Origin of the sequence: Mucilaginibacter terrae (assembly GCF_031951985.1) — a bacterium.
GTDB classification, from domain to species: Bacteria; Bacteroidota; Bacteroidia; order Sphingobacteriales; family Sphingobacteriaceae; genus Mucilaginibacter; species Mucilaginibacter terrae_A.
Genome location: NZ_JAVLVU010000001.1, coordinates 4,482,165 through 4,500,720, shown reverse-complemented (window position 1 = coordinate 4,500,720; position 18,556 = coordinate 4,482,165). Strand labels below are relative to the sequence as shown.

Here is an 18,556-nt window from a genome sequence, read left to right as displayed (position 1 = left end):
CTCTATTCTTCTTCCTCATCTTCCTGCTTCTCTGCAATACCAGCATCTACATTTAGCTCATAAGACGGGGTTGAAGCATCATAAGCATGTTGCCAGGCTTCGGCCTCTCCTGCTTCTTTGTTTTCGGTGTCGTAGATATTTCCTAACTGAGTATCCTGCGGGTCGCGCGCGGCTGCTTTTTCGTTTTCTTCTTCGTTTATCGGGGTGTTGTTTTCTGTTGCCATGATATATGTTTTGTTTTATATAACAACAATTACGCATGGCTTTGTTTGCAAACAATTATTTGGTCTCAATTCTCGAATGCCGCTGCGGGTCGGGCATGATGATGCTTACCCATAACGACAGGGCAATACAAACGGTTAAATACACGTAGAAGTAATTGGGATGATCGATGTTTTTAAACCATAAGCCAATGTACTCGGCAGTGCCGCCAAACAGCGCTACGGTAAACGCATAAGGCAAACTCACCCCAAGCGAGCGCACGTTTACCGGGAACAGTTCGGCTTTAATAATAGCCGATATGGATGTGTTTAAACTCAGGATGCACAAAGCAATAATTATGAGCAGGGTAGCTACCCAAATATTGTGCGTATTGCTCAGCAGCAACATGATGGGCATGGTAGTTATTAAAGCCAATACGCCGTAAATAATCATAATACGTTTACGGCCAACATAGTCGCCCAGTAAACCGGCCAGGGGCTGTACCAGCATAAAAACAATGAGCGAGGTGGTAGTTATCAATGTTGCATCGGGCTTGCTAAACCCCGCCGAATTAACCAGGAACTTTTGCACGTAGGTAGAAAATGTATAATACGAAACCGTTAAACCAATGGTAAAGCCGCAAATGATGAGCACCTCGCGTTTATACTTGGCCAGCTCGTTTAAACTGCCGCGCTTTTCGGTAACAATTGCTTCCTGCTGGTAAGATTCTGTTTCGGGCAGGCTGCGGCGCAGGTAAATGGCCGATAGTGCCAGCAAAGCACCAAAGCCAAAAGGTATACGCCAACCCCACGCGACCAGTTTAGCAGGGCCAAGCAGCCATCGCTCTAACAACATTAAAGCTGCCAGCGCCACCAACTGGCCAAGCGTAGTGGTTACATACTGAAAGCTGGAATATAGACCCTGCTTATTGCGTGGGGCAATTTCGCTTAAATAGGTGGCCGCCGTGCCGTATTCGCCTCCAACACTCAGGCCCTGCAGCATTCGGGCCAGCACTAAAATAATAGGAGCGGCAATACCAATGGTTCTATAGCCTGGCACTATGGTAATAAGTAATGAACCTGCGCTCATTAGTAATACCGATAGTGTGAGTGCTGCTTTACGTCCCTTACGGTCGGCATAAGCCCCCATGAGCCAGCCGCCTACCGGGCGCATTAAAAAGCCTATGGCAAATATGCCTGCCGTGTTCAGCAATTGCGCGGTTTCGCTCTCCTCCGGAAAAAATGCCCCTGCAAAATACAAGGAGAAAACCGAATAGGCATACCAATCGTACCATTCAATAAGGTTGCCTACCGAACCTCCAAAAATTGATTTGAAATGCTGTGCTTTGGTATAATGTGAGGTAGATGCAGCCATAGTTGTATCAACGAAAATAACTTTTTATTTTTATATCATACAGTTGCATAATATGCATACATTTCTTCATGCCTGTTTCACAAGTATTGTAACCAGGGTTTAAACAATTACCCAAATTAAGCTGTTGATAAACTAAATGTTATGGAAGATAAAAAGATAATATATGGCAGTGCTGAAACCGAAATATGGACTCAAATTGAAGCCGATTTCAAGGCTGATGAAGACATGTTTCATTACGATGTGATCATTCACCAGGCAGATAGAAACATTAGTCTTTATATAGATATTGATTTGGGTGGCGGCTTTGAAGGAGGTTCTGAAATCACCCGGTTATCGGCTCCTTTAAATATTGCACCAACTTTCAAATTTGCCATTCATGATAAAGATTTTTTAGATTCGATAGGAAAGTTTTTTGGCCTTGAGGATGTTTATACGGGGTATCCTGAGTTTGATGAGCATGTGATCATCAAAACCAACCACGAAGGTAAAGTGCGCGAGTTGTTTGCCGATGCTACCTTACAGGAGGTTTTTACCCGGCTGGAAGACTTTGATTTTGGTATTCATACCCATACGGTTGAAGACACAGGTGAAGAACAACCATTTCTCGAACTTAATATTAATGTGGGTATTACCGATGCCACCGCATTAAAACCCATTTATGATGCCTTTGTAAAGGTTATTACCGAATTAGAAAAATAACTGGCAATGCTAAGCAGCCCACCTGTTTTTTATAAAAACTGCAGGATTGCCTCTGTATATTCCATTAGCTTCAATACTGCCGGTTACAATGCTACCGGCAGTAATAACACTATCGGTACCTATGGTTACACCAGGGCCAACAAAGCAGGAGGCCCCTACCCATGCACCATCCATTAGTGTAATAGGCCCGTTACGGTAAGGCATAGAGGGTTGCTTAAAATCATGGTTACCTCCACATAAAAATGCCCGTTGCGATATGCATGCATTATTGCCTATCACTGTTTTTTCGAAATTGAGAATAAATACTTCTTCACCAATCCATACATCATTGCCAATCTCCAGCTTCCATGGAAAATGAATATTTACACGTGGTTTAATATTCACCCCACTTCCAATCTTTGCTCCAAAGAGCTTTAACAATGTCGTTTTTATACTGCTTGGAAATGGAAAAGCGCTGAGAAAAAACACCATTTTGATGAGGTACCAGCTAATTTCTTTAAGCTTACCTGCCCCCCTGTTAAAACCTGCGGTGTTGAAATCGCCCAATCGTACACGTGATTGCATATTTGCTGATTGTTCGTTTATATCTGTCATTTTTGCTTTTTAAAGTAAAAGCCCACTAACACGCTACTAAAGTATGTTAATGGGCTGATGTTTTTTGATGATGTTAATTAACGGCCAAAAATGCGTTTCCACAACGGTTTTTGACGCGGTTCATCATCATAATATGGCGAATGATAATTATAATCGGCATAATAGTAGCTATTGTAATTACCCTCGGCACCCTCTGATGAGAAGAAGCTGGCATGAAAAGCATTAGGCTCAAAAGCATTCATGATGATACATGATTTATTCATCCTGTACTCTTTATCAATACGGGCAGGTAATTTAACCGCACTAATTTTTGATACCCCTGAACGCACTACGAATATATTAATATCAGACAGCTGAATTAACGGAATAGCATCAGATATTAAACCAATAGGCGCCGTATCAACAATAACATAGTCATACTCTTTTTTCAAAATAGCCAATAATTCCTTCATTTTGTCGCGGTGCAAAAGTTCGGATGGATTTGGTGGTATTTTGCCTGAGGATATGAATGACAGGTTTTCAACCGGCGTTTTGTTGATAATATCAGTAAGTTCTGATTGATTGGACAAATACTCACTCAAGCCTTTATGATCAGATGTAAGGTCGAATGTTTTGTGCAGGCGGGATCTTCTCAAATCCGCAGCAATCAGAATCACTTTTTTATCCATCAAACACAAACTGTTCGACAAGTTTACAGACACGAACGATTTACCCTCCCCTGCCACTTCGGAAGTAATACAAATAACTTTTGAAGATTGATCGCTTTGCATAAAGCTCAAATTGGTACGCACCGATCGAATAGCCTCTGCAAATGCCGATTTGGAGTTTAACAGGGTTAAACTTTGCTTGTCATCATCATTTAAAACCTCGTTATGTTTTTTAATCATACCTAAAATAGGTACAGTTGAATTAATTTGAACCTCAGCATGGTCATGTATATAAGGGCTTAACGAGCGAACGAGAAATATTAATCCAAGTCCAAGCATAAGGCCAAAAACAACTGCATTTTGATAAATACTGGCCGAAATAGGGCTTATGGCTCCAAAGTTAGGCTTGGCACTTTCAACTAAACTTGAATTAGCAACTGTAGCTGCACGACTGATTTCAGATTCAAGCTTTTTCTCGTTAAGGAATGTATAAACCTTTTCCTTGATATCAAAATTACTTTGCAGGTTAAACAGGTTTTGCTCATCGGTAGGATAACCTTTTAATTGCTGCTTGATTTCAGCTATTTCGTTATCTAAAAATGCTATTGTTTTGTTATTACGTTCTTTGAGCAACCGTGTGTTGTTTATTGCGGCTAATTTAATTTGTTCAATCTGCTCGTCAATAATCTGAATAATTGATGAGTGCTCATCAAACTGCTCAATTTTTATATTCCGGTCTTTGATTAAGGCATTAAGGTTAGCTATTAAGCTCGATAGAAGAGACTCGGTTTGCCCTCCTACACCTAAGTTGAGTGTAATGGCATGACGGTTTTGCTTTAACTCTGATTCAAGCTGGTTAATAAACAAACGCTCAATCTCCAATTCGTTTCTGCGCGACTCATTAGTGTTAATCCTGGTTAACATGGTCTGTGCTTTAGAGCTCAGGTTAACAATGTCGTTGTTTCGCTTATAATCTTCAAGCGCTGTTTGCGATTTATTTCTTTGTTCAGAAAACAGCTCTAACTGGCTATCAATAAAATCAATAGTTTGAGTAGCGGCCTGTCTTTTACGATCGGCATCATTCTTAATGTATTCAGATACTATTGAATTTACTATATCGGCAATTAAAACAGGATTAGATCCGGTGAGCTTTAAAGTTATGATTGAAGATTTGGTGGCACTGATAATATTGAGATTACGCCTAATCTCGGGCACCATATTCACAATTGAATTGAAATGTATTTTATAGTCGAGATTACCCATGTGTATACCCTCACGCACTATAAATTTCAAATTGCCGAATGAAAGTACTTGGCCAAATTTGCAAATACGCTTTACTTCTTTGCCTCCTTTTTTGTATTTCAGATGAAAAGTTGATGCATCTTTGCGTAAAATCTCAAAGTCAAGTATTCCCCTTATCAAACTATCGGCTGATACAATTTCAACAGGAAACGGCTTTTTAGGGTATACATTAATGTCTTTTACTCTCCCTTTTACATAATAAGCAACAGGGTAGTCAAGTTTCTCAACAGCGCTCTCCAATAACGATTGCGATTTCAGGATAAACATTTCTGTTTCGTTGTTCCCGCCCGATTGATCGCCAAGGTTAACAAGTTCCGTAAATGTTGTTTTTGTTTCAGCCATCCTAATAATGGCTCCCGTACTGAAAACTTCGGGTGTAAACTTTAAATATACGTAAGCACCGGTAACTGTAAGGGCTATACAAGCGGCAATCCAATACCAACGGCTGAGAAAAACCTTAAGAATTTTACCGATATTAATTTTACCACCGGCAGGTTCATTCTCAAATTCAATATTCTTATCTTCCATAAAAGATGTATGTTCAGTGTTATAAGCTTATCGTGATGTTATCCTGTCAATTAACAAGCCGGTATTTATAAGGAGTGTTACCGCACTTATGTAAGGCAAGATTTGCTGAAGCTGGTCGATACCAAGCGAAAAGCGATTAGGTTGAATATAAATAATATCATTATTTTGAAGCAACAACTTATCGCTTGCTAAAGCATTAATATTACGCAGGTTAACATATATAACCTGCGGATTTTTAGGATTACCTCTTATGATCTGAACTGTTTTTTTGTTGGCCCGCACATTTAATCCACCGGCCTCACCAAGCAATTCTATAAGTGTAGTACGCTCTTTAACCAATAAAAAATTTCCTTGCCTGTTTGCTTCTCCCAAAAGTGTAACCTTAGCATTGGTTACGGTAATATTAATAATGGGATCGCGCAACATCAAAGGCGGCTTCTGGTAAATCTCTGTCAGCTTTTTTTCGGCTTGCAACATGGTAAGGCCAACCAAATTAACACGGCCTATAACTGGTAAGGCCACAGTACTATCAGCATCAACCCTGTAAGGTAAAATGGTTGAAGTAAACGACATACCAGATGATAATCCGGAAATAAGGTTAGGGTTTTGCAGGTTGCGGATACTCAATATATCGCTTATAGTAATTATATGCGTTTTTTGGTCGGGGTCGCTTCCCGGCTGTAATACATAAACATCTTTAATGCTATCAACATTAACAGGTTTGGCAGTATGAAACATCGTATTTCTGGTCTTGTAGGAACATGATGAAAATGTCATCATAACAGCCAAAAAGAAAACCAAGGGTAAAGCCTTGTATAAATTACTGTTTTTCAAAGTATTATAGTTTAATAGATGCTTTTTAATTATTTGTGTAAGATATTCAAAAAAAACGTGTTGCAGAACACTCTATGCTCATATTCTCCTATTTCAGTTTTTCTTCTTCTATAAGCCTTATGGCCAATAATATTTCCACCATTGTGCGCTGCAAAGTATAATGCCAGCCTGCCCAACCATTAAATATTAAACCTTTTACAAACAACGAATAAAAGAATACAAAGAATGGCGCAATCACCTTATTTCGCCTAATTTTTGCGCTAAACGATAGTTTTTCGCCATTGTTATGCAGCAACTTATCACATTCTTTTACTGAATACCCATCCTGGTTAGCCAACCAACGCGAGAGGGATTTACGGTCGTCATGCAGTATTTTGGCTTTGTAATTCCCCGTTAAACCTTCAATTTTAAGACGGTGCGCGTGTCCGTCGTCAAAGTATGAACCGGCATTGAGCTTAAACAATACGGCACGTGGTGTAGTGTTATTACTTACCAATTGACGGCCAAAAACCAAAAATTCAAAACGGGTGAAATAACCTACGTTATTGCCCGGAGAAGATAATATCTGCTGTGTTTCGGTTATAAAATCATCAGTTAATACATAATCGGCATCCAAGCTTAACACCCACTCACTTGTGAGTAAATCCAAGCCGTAATTGCATTGCTGTGCAAAACTATCGAAAGCACGATAAACTACTTCCACATTGGGGTAAGCCTTAATAATATTAAGCGTTGCATCGGTGCTTCCGCTATCTAATACTACCACACGTTCAATCCAGGTAAGTTTATCAAGCACCCGTTTTATATTGGGTTCTTCGTTTTTGGTAAGTATTAAGGCTTGTAAAACGTTTTGTCCTGCTTTCATAGGGTTCAATTATATCTTTTGATTTTCAGGCCAGTTTGCCCGAATTGGCCTTGTTATATAAATCAACATATTGCTTAGCCAGGTTAGCACCATCATACTCGTGTTTAATAATGCCCGGCAATTCGTTATTAATACGTTGCAATTTATCTGTCGCTTTGGCTATTGCATTCAACTGCGCGGTTATTTCGCTTATTTGCATGTCGGTTACCCAGCCGTAATCATTTTTTTGGATGTATTGATACAGACCAACATTGTTGCTGATCATTACCGGTGTACCTACTGATAAAGACTCGATAACCACGATGGCAAAGTTTTCGCTGTGAGAGGTTAGTGCAAACAAGTCGGCACCAGCCAGGTACTCAAACTTATCTTCGCCGTTTTTCCAGCCTACCCATTCCAGCTTATCGGCATTGCCCAAATCGGCAGCCATCTTTTTTATGGAGCTGATATACTCTTCTTCGCCCGAACCGGCAATTTTCAGTTTGTAATCAAAATCAACACCGGCCAAAGCTTTTACCAACACGTCAAGCCCCTTTTTAGGATCAACACGCGAAAGAAATGCAATCGTAAAAATATCGTTATGCTTACGTGTGTATTTTTTTTCTGAAAGCTTAACCAGGTTAGGGATGATGCCCCCTTTCCAACCGGGTATAATAGCCTGAGATTCGTCCCACTCTAATTGGGTAGAAACGTGAAGCCAGCTATTCTCCAGCATTTTTTTCCCGATTAGCTTATGTATCCAACGCTTTTTGCCCGAGTTATTGGTTTCGAGTATATAATTGCTAAACATACCATGCGGCGACAGCACAGGCTTAACGCCGTTACGTTTACACACCCATGCTGCACCAATAACCAACAGGTTCCACCATGAGTGTATGTGTACGGCATCAAACTGCTTCACGGTTTTACCCAAATGCTTCCATAAATCAGGCGAGGCATGGGTATGGTCGCCGGTTACGCGTTTAAAGTAAGTAACCTTTACGCCATCAACCAGTACTTCGGCACCGGGTGTTACATCCAGCTCAGTTTTACCGTTTGCAGTAGTGGTGTATACGCTAACTTCATTGCCCATTTGTACCAACTGCTCGGCCAGCAAGGCCACTACCACTATGGGGCCGCCATATATGTAAGCCGGTTTGTACGAAGGAACAATAAACAATATTTTCATAACTAATTTTTGCTTTTAGTAAACAAAGCCCTCGGTGCGGGTAAAGTATTTTGCCGTTGCCGGAATTTGTTTTATTGGCTTGGCCGGCACTCCGGCATACAACATCCACGTTTCGGTATAAGCACGGTTTAATAACGACTTAGCCCCTAATACCGAATACGCCGGCAAGGTTGCGCCGCCCAAAACCACTACGTTGGTGCCTACAAAACAATATTCACCAATGGTAATTGATGCGCTATCCTGCCTGTTTTCAAACACATCTATTGAGTGCGTAAGCAACTGCGAGTTATAACCGGCAATGGTAGAAAACCGGCCTATATGTATAGCACTGGTACAATCAATATGATGATTTTTGGTTATAGCCGCTTCTTCGCCTAAAATTAACTCGGTTTTGCGGTTGGTTTGATGCTTAAAATGCTTTGACTCAGTATGTGTGCTAAAACCGGTTATCCAATTACTACGACCTATGCTTGCATTTTTACCCAGTTCAATATAATCCAAATGTACGGCAGCTGTAAAATGGTCAATGCGCGCACCCGGGCCCATAACCAGTTTATGCGGAAAAACCCACGTTAAACCCAGTTTGGCCGTTGGATGGATTTCGTACCCAAACCATTTTTGCAGGGCACGCCTTTTTAACGACCACGGCAGAATTAATGTAAGGATTTTACGAAACATGCTTTGTAATTTTAAGATACCTGTGCTTCATGAAGCGCTATATATTGTTTCATAATCTTTTCCATTTGGAACCTTTTGCAATTCTCAAAGCCTTTTGCAATAAGTTCAGAGCGAAAATGCTCATCCTGTAAACGGAGCAAAGCTTCGGCAAACTCCTGGGGCTTGTAGGGGTCGGCATGAATGGCCGCTCCGCCGCTTACCTCGGGCATAGGTTCAAAGTTGCTGGCTATTACCGGTGCACCACAGGCCTGTGCCTCAATTAAAGGCCAGCCAAACCCTTCGTTAAACGAAGGAAACACGAAGGCTTCGCAAGCATTGTAAAGTGCACGCAATACCTCATGAGGTGGTTTAATGATGTAAACTACCCTGTCTTGCAAGCCGTACTGCTTGGCTGTATCTAACAATTCACTATCCGGTTCATCACCAGCATAGCAAATGTATCCATCCCATTTGTCACTAAGCTCATTTACCATTTTTAGCAGCATGGGCCGGTTTTTACGCGGTAACCCTGAGCCTATATGCAGAATAAACTTTTGCCCGTTTTTGATACCTGTATTTTGCAACAAACGATCTTTTTCGGCCTCGCTTAGGGGGCCAAATTCGGCATTAAACGGATTAAGTATTACCTCCCATTTTTTATCTTTTACTTCAGGTGCAAGCTCTTTTAACTGATTTAAGGTAAACTGCGATACCGTAGCCAAGCGTTTAGCCTTTTTTAAATTTCCTAAAATCCACCTTTGCAAAATTTTACCGAATGATGATGCCTGCTGATTTGAATCGGTAAATCCTAACCCGGCGCGTATGGCAATTACATCATGGCAGGTGATTAGCGATTGGTTGGACGGTAGGTGAGCCAGGTAAGGCGAATTGGAATGATCACCTATGTGAAAATGTACGCCCGGCTTATTTAAGCCGCCTACTAATACCCGCCAACGCAAAATCAACGGAAACAAAATCCATTTATCAATATATCCTAACCATTTACCCAAACCGGCATTGGTTGATTTAAAACCTGAGCCAAAGAGTACCGTGGGATACCATAATTCGGTTTCGATGCCAAACGTTGGGTACTCGCGGTGAAGCATTTCGGCAAAACGCTTCATGCTTTCCTGCCCATCGGGGATGTAGTTAGATATCAGGATTACTTTCATCGCGATGACACAACTCTTCGTTTAACAGGCCTTAATAAAGCCAAAATTAGTCCGCCTGTAAAAACCCCAAAGCCAAGCGAGGTTGGCTGCGCCCACTGGCCTTGTGCAACATTTATTAATATGAAGCTCAATAACATCCAGGGCAAATAATCTTTTTTACCTATTGCTGCAAAAGATTTTAATGTCATATCAAAAGTTACTGCAACACGGCAAAAAATGGTAATTACTCCCAAAAGAAAGCCCATCTCGCCAATTACCCTTCCCCATTCAACTTCGGCATTGAACAGAAACTTGGTGGCACCTGTTTGGAGTTTAGCACCGGCATTGGTACCTAAACCCAAACCGTATCCAAAAAACGGCACGTTGGCATTTTCAGTTAAACCACCTAATAAGCCACCAATAAAGCGTCCTAAAAATACACCTTCGGCACCACCTTCGGCATTATTAGCCACAGTTAGGCGCTCGGTAAATGCTGCTGTACCAGTTTGAAAAAAACTTGCTTTGCCCAAAACAGTAAATAATATTAGTATAGATGCACCGGCCATCATAAACTTACCTGATATTTTAGGATTGCGCAAAGCTATAACCGCGGCAAACACACCGCTTACAATTACCTGAAAAAAGAATGTACGACTAATTGATAAAGGAATAGCTGCAACCACACAACCGGTTATGCCAAATAACAACCATTTTTTGATATAGGGACGCTCATCCAACCAAAAAAACATGACATAAGCAGTTACCCAGCCGTAAAACGACACCAACCCGTTAATGAATGAAAACGTTCCGGGAGGCCGGAAAAATCCCATGGCTCCTGCAAATCCACCTCCGGCTTCGTCTCCGCCTATGCCCCGGTTTACCCATGCATTTTGCGGGCTATAAAATTGCAAGCCCATTAATACGGTCATAGGTATAGCCAGCCACATCACAATCTCTCCCACGCGCAGTACATCCTCGCGGGTAAAAACTGCGCCTATTAAAAATATAATAGGAAAATGCAGCAGCATAATACGTGCGCCAAAAAATGCTACATATACGTTACGATGCCCAACCAGCATGGTCATCAAAAACGATAATATGGTTACAATCCATGCCACTATTACCAAACCGTTTACTTTAAACAAGCCGGCATTTTGTGCTTTGATGATAAGAATTATAGCTACCGGATCGCGCACGATGAGGAGTGGCGTAGCCAAAAAAGGCAATACCCATTTACGTAAAGCACCTTCAAAAACCAAAAGCCAAAAGTATATCCAAATCCAGCGCTTTATATCAGCAATCTGTTTTTCTTTACTACTTAAACGCAGCTTTTTGTCTTTTTTAAAGCTCTTTAAAAAGTCTAATATGTCTTTTACTATTATCAAGGTAATCTTGCTCTTTTATTAAATAATAGCAGGCATTATGTTATTTGCGTATTTCTCCCAGGTGTATGCTGCGGCGTGTTGTTGTGCGCGTATGCCCATATCTTTTATCTTGTCCCTGTTTTCAAGAAACCACGTAATCTTTCCGGCAATTGCTTCGGGCGATCTGATGGGCACGAGAAAACCTGTTTCGCCCTCAATTACCAAATCGTCGCCACCGGTGTTAGGCGTTATAATAAGTGGCAGTCCCTGGCTCATGGCTTCCTGCATAACCAATGCCCTGCCTTCAACAATTGAAGGTAAGCAGAAAACATCACATGTGCGCATTAATTCGAGTACTTGCGCGTGAGGGCGTCCTTTTTCGTAAGTAAAACCCGGAAACTGATTTTTATAGAAATCTGCATCGGTTAATAGTGAGCCCATTACCACCAACTCCACGTTTGGGGTATTGAGCATTTTTACCGCCTCAAACAAATCACCAAGCCCTTTACGCTGCCCCATTGATCCTGCAAATAATACCCGCAGCGGCTTATTAGGGTCATGTTGTTTAGCAGCGGCATTATAGGAAGGGGTTACCGGCGAACCAAAAGGAGAAACTATGATCTCTTTATTTTGAGCCCAATCGGGCAGTGAATCTTTTACAAAATTACCTGGTACTATAACCGCATCGGCCAGTTGCAATTCGGCAACCTTACGTTCCAGTTTTGCTGACGAATCCTGAATGCCGCCACCCAGTGTAACAGCCCATTGTGGCAAACGCAAAGCCTCTTCGTTCATCAACCTTCTACCTGTTTCCCAATAGGCTATGGGTAAATCATATGCGCATTTAAGGTTCATGGCTTTTGCTTTTTCAAACGTGGCCAGTGCACCATCTTCGTAGGCATAAACGCTGCTTAAACCTGCTTTTGAAAACTTTGAAAGCTGGCCGGCAACGTGCTTATCTAAACTTTGATAAATATTATCCATACTAAACACACCCTTTTCGTGTGCAGTAAGGCTTTTGAGTTTAAGTTTGTTACTTATTACATGCCCTAACTCAATCCAGGGGTACATGTGCGTATAAGGCTGGAGAATAGGGTCAAATTCGCGGCGTTTAATTTCGGCCAATGGCCCTATCCCGCCAAGCTTTTGCAGCGTTGAACCCGGGAAAGAGGCCACTGAAGTATAAAAAGCTTCCAACTTACCTGCTTTTGCCAAACTTGTTGCAATAGCCCTTAAAAAGGTGTTTCCGGTTGGATGCAATACAATAACTTTACCCATGCTGTTAACGCTTACTAATTACCTGATTAATAGTATTTATATATTTACCCAGAATATACTCCAGTTTATGTTGCTTTAAATGCTGAATACCATTAGAGATGAGTGTGTGTTTTAACTGCTCATCGAGATTTAATTTAAGCATACAATCCGTAAGGGCATCAACATTACCTTTTTCAAACAATAGTCCTCCCTGGCCTACAGCTTCAGATAAACCGCCACTTTGCGAGGCTATGGGTATACAACCGCAAGCCATGCCCTCAAGCGCAACCAAACCAAAAGGTTCTTCCCATACCGATGGAATGAGTATAACCTCATGTTCGTTCAGCAGGTTTACCAGTTCTTCACCCTTTTTGGTGCCGGCAAATATTATCCTGTCAGCAATACCCAATTGCTGCGCTTGCTGTTGTAAATTTTCTTTTTCGGGGCCTTCACCAATTATAGTTAAGGTAGCATTACTATCGGCTGCTTTTTTCAAAAAACCATCAAATGCCTTAACGGCCAAAGTAACACCTTTATCAGACACTAAACGCCCCAGGAAAACAAATTTCTTGTTGCGTGTAACTGCCGGGTTCAGCTTAAATAGATCATCGTTATACGGATTATGAATAACCGAAGCCTCGGGGTAACTTTCTTTAGCCAATGCACTGCTACAGGCAAGCACTTTTTTTGCACGTTTTAACCAAAACTGCTTTATTTTATCCTGCAAGCCTTTTTGTCCGTCAACCCGGGCTATCCAGGTATGGAGCGTTACAATAAGAGGTTTGCGCGTAATAATATTAGGCCACGATAAATTTAGCGTTGGGTTATTCTCAAACACCAGATCGGCCCAAAAGTGCAATTGGAGCAATTGTTTTTTTGAAGGATTGCGTATAATTTGATATGGACGTTGCTCATTTCCTGTTGCGGTAGTTGTGGTTGCCACTTTTAAATCAAACCCGTGCTGGTGCAAACCATTGCACAATATGTCAGACATAGTTTCAATGCCGCCAACTTCAGGGTAAAACTTATATGACAGGAAAAGTATCTTCAAAGCAGGTAAATGTATGTGTAACAGTTAACCATTACTAAACGTGCAATTAAAATCAAATTAATGATTTTCAAAATTAAAACACGTTTTATTAACGGTTTCGCCAACAAATGCTAAAGATAATACAAATATTTTAATGTATTATTTTATTATGACATTTGTTTATTGGTTAGTTTGTAAATATACTTTTTTGCCGCAGTTAAATATTATTACCGGTCTTTTAGCTTTTTAGCGGGCACTCCTCCCCAAACTTCGTTAGGGGGAATGGTTTTAGTTAATACAGATCCTGCCGCCACAACAGCCCCATGGCCCACAGTTATACCTTTTAACACCACCACGTTGCAACCAAGCCATACATTTTGCCCAATAGTTATGGCTTCTTCGGCACCATTTTGCAGGCGCATCAATTCGCCCGGTTCAGTACCGTGGTTATGGTCAATAAAACGACAACCCGATGCGATCAGCGAATCATTACCAATGGTTATGCCCTTTGTAATGTTAAACTCGCAGCCTGTGCCTATAAAAACCCGGTCGGCAATGTTAATGATGGGGCCGGGTTTCCATATGCCATCGTACTTAAAATATATATCGTGTTCCAGCAGGCAATTATCACCCACCGAAACCTGGTGCGGCCAGGTAACTTTCAGCCTGGGCAGGGTTGTGCCTTTGCCCACCTTCATTCCTTGCAAGGTATATCTTAACCTGCGTAGGCCACCTGATATTTTGTTAAGGTAACGCACCCGCAATACAAAGAAACCCTGCTGTAAAAAATAACTCATATGCTTACTTGCTGTTGGCCACTACAAATTCAACAATTTGGTTTGATACGTTTTCCCATGTTAAGTTGCGGGTATATTCTTTGGCATTAGCTCCTACGCCGGCTACTACTTCGGGGTTGTTGTAGCAATGTTTAATTTGATCGGCAAGCTCCTCGTGGCTTCCATTGGTAAACAAGAAACCATTTACACCATTGGTGATCAAATCTTTTTGCCCATCGGCGTTAGACGTAATTGCACACTTACCGGCGGCCATAGCCTGCAATAAACTCAGTGGCTGGCCTTCGGCATAACTTGGCAGTACCAATACTGATGCTTTGGCCAGGTAATTAACTTCTTCCTGCTGTTTAAAGCGGGGCACAACGGTTACAAACGGGTGTAATTCATGGGGCCAACTGCTTAAAACAGTTTGTTCATCGCGGCTACCGCCAATAAGCAGGTAGTTGATTTTCAGTCCTTGTTTATACAAAAGTGCGGCAGCATCAATTAGCACACGTACACCTTTACGCATTACCCAGGTGGCATTAAACAGCACAGTAAATGTTCCATTATTGCTTCCCTCAACCGGGGGAAGGGCATTTACGCCGTTTTTAAAAACCAGTATATCTTTATCCTCGCGGTTATATCTTTTTTTAACAAAGACCTTATCATCAGTATTGATCAATAGCAGCTTATTGGCATAGCGCAAGCCCTTGTCACAACCGCTTAAACGCCATATAGGGTACAATAATCGTGTGCGCCATTTAATTGGCTCCTCTTTTATACCCGGAACTGTACCGTTCAAAGTGGCTTCCCAGTTACGACGCTCAACGCCATGACTCTCCACAAAACACGGAATGCCTTTTTTAACAAATGCTCCGGCAGCAGGCTCGTGCACTATAAAGCACAGCGGCTTTATGTTTAATTTTTTAAAATACTGATAGGCTTTACGCGGAAACAAAGCGCCATGTTTTACCGGACCAACCTCGGTAGGACCAATATGAATGAACTGGTATCCGGCACGTTCAAAAGCATCTTTCCAGTAATACTCCACCCTACCCATGCCGGTTTCGGGCGAAATATCTATCTGCGAAACATGTACAATTATTTTAGATTCCATGGGAGATTAAGTTCTGTAAGCAATTACTTTAGCCGGAATACCTACCACTATGGCATACTCAGGTACATCTTTGGTTACCACGGCATTGGCACCTACTACCACCCCATTGGCAATGGTTACACCCGGCAAAACCACACAACCTGCGCCCAACCAGCAATCGCTGCCTATGGTTATGCCAATCTTTTCGGTATCTATATCCTGCTCGTGTATGAGCTTGTTTTTATCCTTATAGGCATGGTTGGTTGAAATAAGCTTTACCCCTTGAGCCAGCATGGTATTATCGCCAATGGTTATTTGAGCGCGGCTTGCACGCAGGGTTGAGTAATCGCCGATTGAAACGCGTTTGCCAAAATTGATCTGCCCTCCATCCTCTGCCACCAGCGATACGTAGTTATGCAAATCAATCCGCTGGTTAAAGTTAATGGAACTGCGGCTATCAGCCGTTTTGAGAATAGTATATTTACCTATGTACGTCCAGGCATCTATATTGCGGCAGTTTACACCGCGCAGCCGTAACTTTAACAAGGTACTTTTTATGATCGATTTTAAAGACATTCCTGTTAGCAATGATATGAGTTATAAACTATACCTTTTTCCATTTGCGGCTATTATTAACGGTAAGGGCAATTTCCACAAAATAATTGTATAGCGCTTTTACCGAAGCCCAACCCTTAGGGGCATCTTTAATGGTATTTAGCCTGGCGCGTGATATGGTTACCAGCAAATCTTTCAGGGTTTTGCGTTCGCCAAATTTGGCATGGTAATACATCCAGCTTTCATGATACCGGGCAAACTTTTCTGGTGACGCGATAGGGCGCGGTGGATGATATACCCGCGCATTACTTACAAAAGGAACCTGGTTGCCGGCAAGGCGTATACGTTTGTTTAAATCGTTATCTTCAAGGTTGGGGAATTTATAATTTTCATCAAAGCCACCCAGCTCATCAAACAGTGCTTTTTGTATCGAAAAATTGCACGACCATAAATGCCCGCCCGTTGTGTTAACAGGTGCTGTAAACATGGGCTTAATTACATCATCAGAGTATATTGCCCCCTCCATTACCCTTACTTGCAAATTGCTTTCGATGGTTTTGGCGTAGTTTAAAACCAAATCATTATCAGGCTCGCAATCATCATCTAAGAAAATGAGCCATTGGTTTTGGGCATTTTTAGCACCGTTGTTACGGTTAGCTGCCGGGCCTTGCTTGGGGCCGGCCACCCATTTTATCCACGGATATTTTTCATCAATAAGAGCTTTGGCAATATTGCCGGTGCTGTCATCAGTTACAATAATTTCATAAGTGTAATTTCCCTGCTGCACCTGTGGTAATAGCTTATCTAAACAAATAGCCAGCAAATGGTTACGGTTACATGTGGGAATTACAATTGAAAAGGTCATATATCTGTTACTGTAATTTAATTTATCAGGCGCTTTTTTTGTTCAAAAAAGGCTTTTCTATAAAACGATAACTCAGGGCTGATACCAGTAAAGATAAACCCAAGGTTAGTATAAGCTGCAATACAACAATATATTTTGCCGAATTACCGGTTAAAAGTTGTTGTAATACCTCCACTATATAAGTACGTATAGGCAAGTGCCACAGGTAAATGCTATACGACAGCATGGATACATACACCGCTGCTTTAGCCGATAGTATTTTATTAAATATAGTGGTTTTACCCAGCATTACCATCAGTATAAGTGCACTCCAGCATATATTGTTTAACGGCGTTACAATACGCACCAATGGCGGATAAACCTTATGATACTGTACATACATTAAGCCAAAAATAAGCACCAGCAGCAGGGTTGCAATGGCTGTTATAGTTGCCGGTTTAAATAAAAGAGCTTTATACCGTTCATAAAGTATAGCAATGATCATCCCCCAGCCCAGACAATCTACATTGGCCGAAAGTGAGGAATATAACCGCTCCGAAATTTCTTTATTGTAAGGCAGGCTAAGTTGTGTATAACGATACCAGTAGCTATACAAAATAACGAGTACCGGTACCAGGAATATAGTTACTTTATGCTTTTGTAAAGAAAACAGCACGCCCATGAGCACAGGCAATAAAATATAAAACCTTACCTCAACAAACAACGACCATATAACCACATTTACATGCAGGTCGTCTTTTATAAACAGAACGTACTGAATGATCTTCCAAAAACTAAAATCGATGCTTTTATAGCTGAATGCTGCTAAAACAATAGACGAGATTAAATAAAGCGGCACTATGCGCAATAACCTCTTTTTAAAAAAGGTAAGGGTATATTGTTTTTTATTAACCGTTTGGGGGTAATATAGCAGGTTTTGCCTCGAGAGTAACAAACTGCTCAGGATAAAAAATATCTGCACGCCTAAATAACCCGTGCCTATCACTTCATTAAAGCCGGGTATTGCTTTGGTGTAAAACCCGGCATGAAATAGTACAACCAAGGTTACTGCTAAAGCCCTGAAGCCGTCTAACTCTTTAAGCATTAAGTATCAATATTATGATTATAGTTCGAGCTTTTTAATAAAACGGGCAGGGTTGCCTACCCAAATTTCGTTTGCAGGTACGCTTTTGGTTACCACGCTACCCGAGCCAATTACGGCATTATCGCCAATTTCAACGCCGGGTAAAATACAAGCGTTCATGCCTATCCAAACGTTATTACCAATTTTTACCGGTTTGGAGTATTTATGATCGTTAGGTTCATCGGCAATACGGTTTAATGAATTTTGCACATGGTTGTATGATGAAATTCCGCAATTGCTCGAAATGGTACAGTTTTTTCCTATGCTTACCCCAAACCTTGCGTAAATTGTGGTATAAGCCGATATGTATGTGTTATCGCCAATACTAAACCCGCCCGAACCCAGTATTACGCAGGTCGAATCTATCTGAACGTTTTTGCCGCAGTTAGCAAAAAACACTTTTAAGAATTCAGACCGTTTGGTTTTGTACCAGTTTTCTATCTTAAATAATAATTTAAAAATCATGTTAA

General features: G+C 41.3%; 19 protein-coding genes. 1 reads left to right on the top strand and 18 read right to left on the bottom strand.

What is annotated here, in order from left to right:
- Positions 1 to 2 precede the first annotated feature (2 nt).
- Both QE417_RS19260 and QE417_RS19255 read right to left on the bottom strand, forming a co-directional pair.
- Positions 3 to 224, bottom strand: a complete 222-nt coding sequence (locus QE417_RS19260) for a hypothetical protein (protein ID WP_311952511.1) — start codon at positions 222 to 224, stop codon at positions 3 to 5.
- 55 nt (positions 225 to 279) lie between these two features.
- Entirely contained in the window at positions 280 to 1,575 is a 1,296-nt protein-coding gene (locus QE417_RS19255) for an MFS transporter (RefSeq protein WP_311952509.1), read from the bottom strand.
- Between the two features lie 141 nt (positions 1,576 to 1,716).
- On the opposite strand from QE417_RS19255, the gene QE417_RS19250 reads away from it, so the two are divergent.
- On the top strand, positions 1,717 to 2,274 hold the full coding sequence (locus tag QE417_RS19250; protein WP_311952507.1) for a hypothetical protein: 558 nt from the start codon (positions 1,717 to 1,719) through the stop codon (positions 2,272 to 2,274).
- A gap of 9 nt (positions 2,275 to 2,283) precedes the next feature.
- On the opposite strand, the gene QE417_RS19245 is transcribed toward QE417_RS19250, so the two are convergent.
- The 16 genes from QE417_RS19245 to QE417_RS19170 form a co-directional block, all read right to left on the bottom strand.
- Positions 2,284 to 2,868 (bottom strand): WcaF family extracellular polysaccharide biosynthesis acetyltransferase, encoded by a 585-nt coding sequence (locus QE417_RS19245; RefSeq protein ID WP_311952504.1) that lies wholly within the window; start codon positions 2,866 to 2,868, stop codon positions 2,284 to 2,286.
- A gap of 77 nt (positions 2,869 to 2,945) precedes the next feature.
- Positions 2,946 to 5,345 carry a GumC family protein gene (locus QE417_RS19240; protein ID WP_311952501.1) on the bottom strand — a complete coding sequence of 800 codons (2,400 nt, stop codon included), beginning with the start codon at positions 5,343 to 5,345 and terminating at the stop codon, positions 2,946 to 2,948.
- 27 nt (positions 5,346 to 5,372) lie between these two features.
- Positions 5,373 to 6,083, bottom strand: a complete 711-nt coding sequence (locus QE417_RS19235) for a polysaccharide biosynthesis/export family protein (RefSeq protein WP_311952498.1) — start codon at positions 6,081 to 6,083, stop codon at positions 5,373 to 5,375.
- A gap of 184 nt (positions 6,084 to 6,267) precedes the next feature.
- Positions 6,268 to 7,044 carry a glycosyltransferase family 2 protein gene (locus QE417_RS19230; RefSeq protein ID WP_311952496.1) on the bottom strand — a complete coding sequence of 259 codons (777 nt, stop codon included), beginning with the start codon at positions 7,042 to 7,044 and terminating at the stop codon, positions 6,268 to 6,270.
- Between the two features lie 25 nt (positions 7,045 to 7,069).
- A complete protein-coding gene (locus tag QE417_RS19225) occupies positions 7,070 to 8,212 on the bottom strand; it encodes an XrtY-associated glycosyltransferase XYAG1 (protein ID WP_311952494.1) in 1,143 nt (380 codons plus the stop codon).
- Positions 8,213 to 8,227: 15 nt separating this feature from the next.
- Positions 8,228 to 8,890, bottom strand: a complete 663-nt coding sequence (locus QE417_RS19220; RefSeq protein ID WP_311952490.1) for an acyltransferase — start codon at positions 8,888 to 8,890, stop codon at positions 8,228 to 8,230.
- Positions 8,891 to 8,901: 11 nt separating this feature from the next.
- Positions 8,902 to 10,041, bottom strand: coding sequence for a glycosyltransferase family 4 protein (locus QE417_RS19215; protein ID WP_311952488.1), 1,140 nt, complete (start codon positions 10,039 to 10,041; stop codon positions 8,902 to 8,904).
- On the bottom strand, positions 10,038 to 11,405 hold the full coding sequence (locus tag QE417_RS19210) for a hypothetical protein (protein WP_311952485.1): 1,368 nt from the start codon (positions 11,403 to 11,405) through the stop codon (positions 10,038 to 10,040). Before QE417_RS19210 ends, QE417_RS19215 begins: the two co-directional genes overlap by 4 nt.
- A gap of 18 nt (positions 11,406 to 11,423) precedes the next feature.
- Positions 11,424 to 12,662 (bottom strand): glycosyltransferase family 4 protein, encoded by a 1,239-nt coding sequence (locus tag QE417_RS19205; protein WP_311952483.1) that lies wholly within the window; start codon positions 12,660 to 12,662, stop codon positions 11,424 to 11,426.
- A gap of 4 nt (positions 12,663 to 12,666) precedes the next feature.
- On the bottom strand, positions 12,667 to 13,692 hold the full coding sequence (locus QE417_RS19200) for a glycosyltransferase family 4 protein (RefSeq protein WP_311952480.1): 1,026 nt from the start codon (positions 13,690 to 13,692) through the stop codon (positions 12,667 to 12,669).
- A 206-nt stretch (positions 13,693 to 13,898) separates the two neighbouring features.
- Entirely contained in the window at positions 13,899 to 14,468 is a 570-nt protein-coding gene (locus QE417_RS19195; RefSeq protein WP_311952478.1) for an acyltransferase, read from the bottom strand.
- 4 nt (positions 14,469 to 14,472) lie between these two features.
- Entirely contained in the window at positions 14,473 to 15,564 is a 1,092-nt protein-coding gene (locus tag QE417_RS19190; RefSeq protein WP_311952475.1) for a glycosyltransferase, read from the bottom strand.
- 6 nt (positions 15,565 to 15,570) lie between these two features.
- Positions 15,571 to 16,119, bottom strand: a complete 549-nt coding sequence (locus tag QE417_RS19185; RefSeq protein WP_311952472.1) for an acyltransferase — start codon at positions 16,117 to 16,119, stop codon at positions 15,571 to 15,573.
- Positions 16,120 to 16,147: 28 nt separating this feature from the next.
- Positions 16,148 to 16,963: a glycosyltransferase family 2 protein gene (locus QE417_RS19180; protein WP_311952469.1), complete on the bottom strand. Its 816-nt coding sequence runs from the start codon at positions 16,961 to 16,963 to the stop codon at positions 16,148 to 16,150.
- A 25-nt stretch (positions 16,964 to 16,988) separates the two neighbouring features.
- Entirely contained in the window at positions 16,989 to 18,047 is a 1,059-nt protein-coding gene (locus QE417_RS19175) for an acyltransferase family protein (RefSeq protein ID WP_311952465.1), read from the bottom strand.
- A gap of 18 nt (positions 18,048 to 18,065) precedes the next feature.
- Positions 18,066 to 18,551 carry an acyltransferase gene (locus QE417_RS19170; protein WP_311952462.1) on the bottom strand — a complete coding sequence of 162 codons (486 nt, stop codon included), beginning with the start codon at positions 18,549 to 18,551 and terminating at the stop codon, positions 18,066 to 18,068.
- Positions 18,552 to 18,556: the final 5 nt, after the last annotated feature.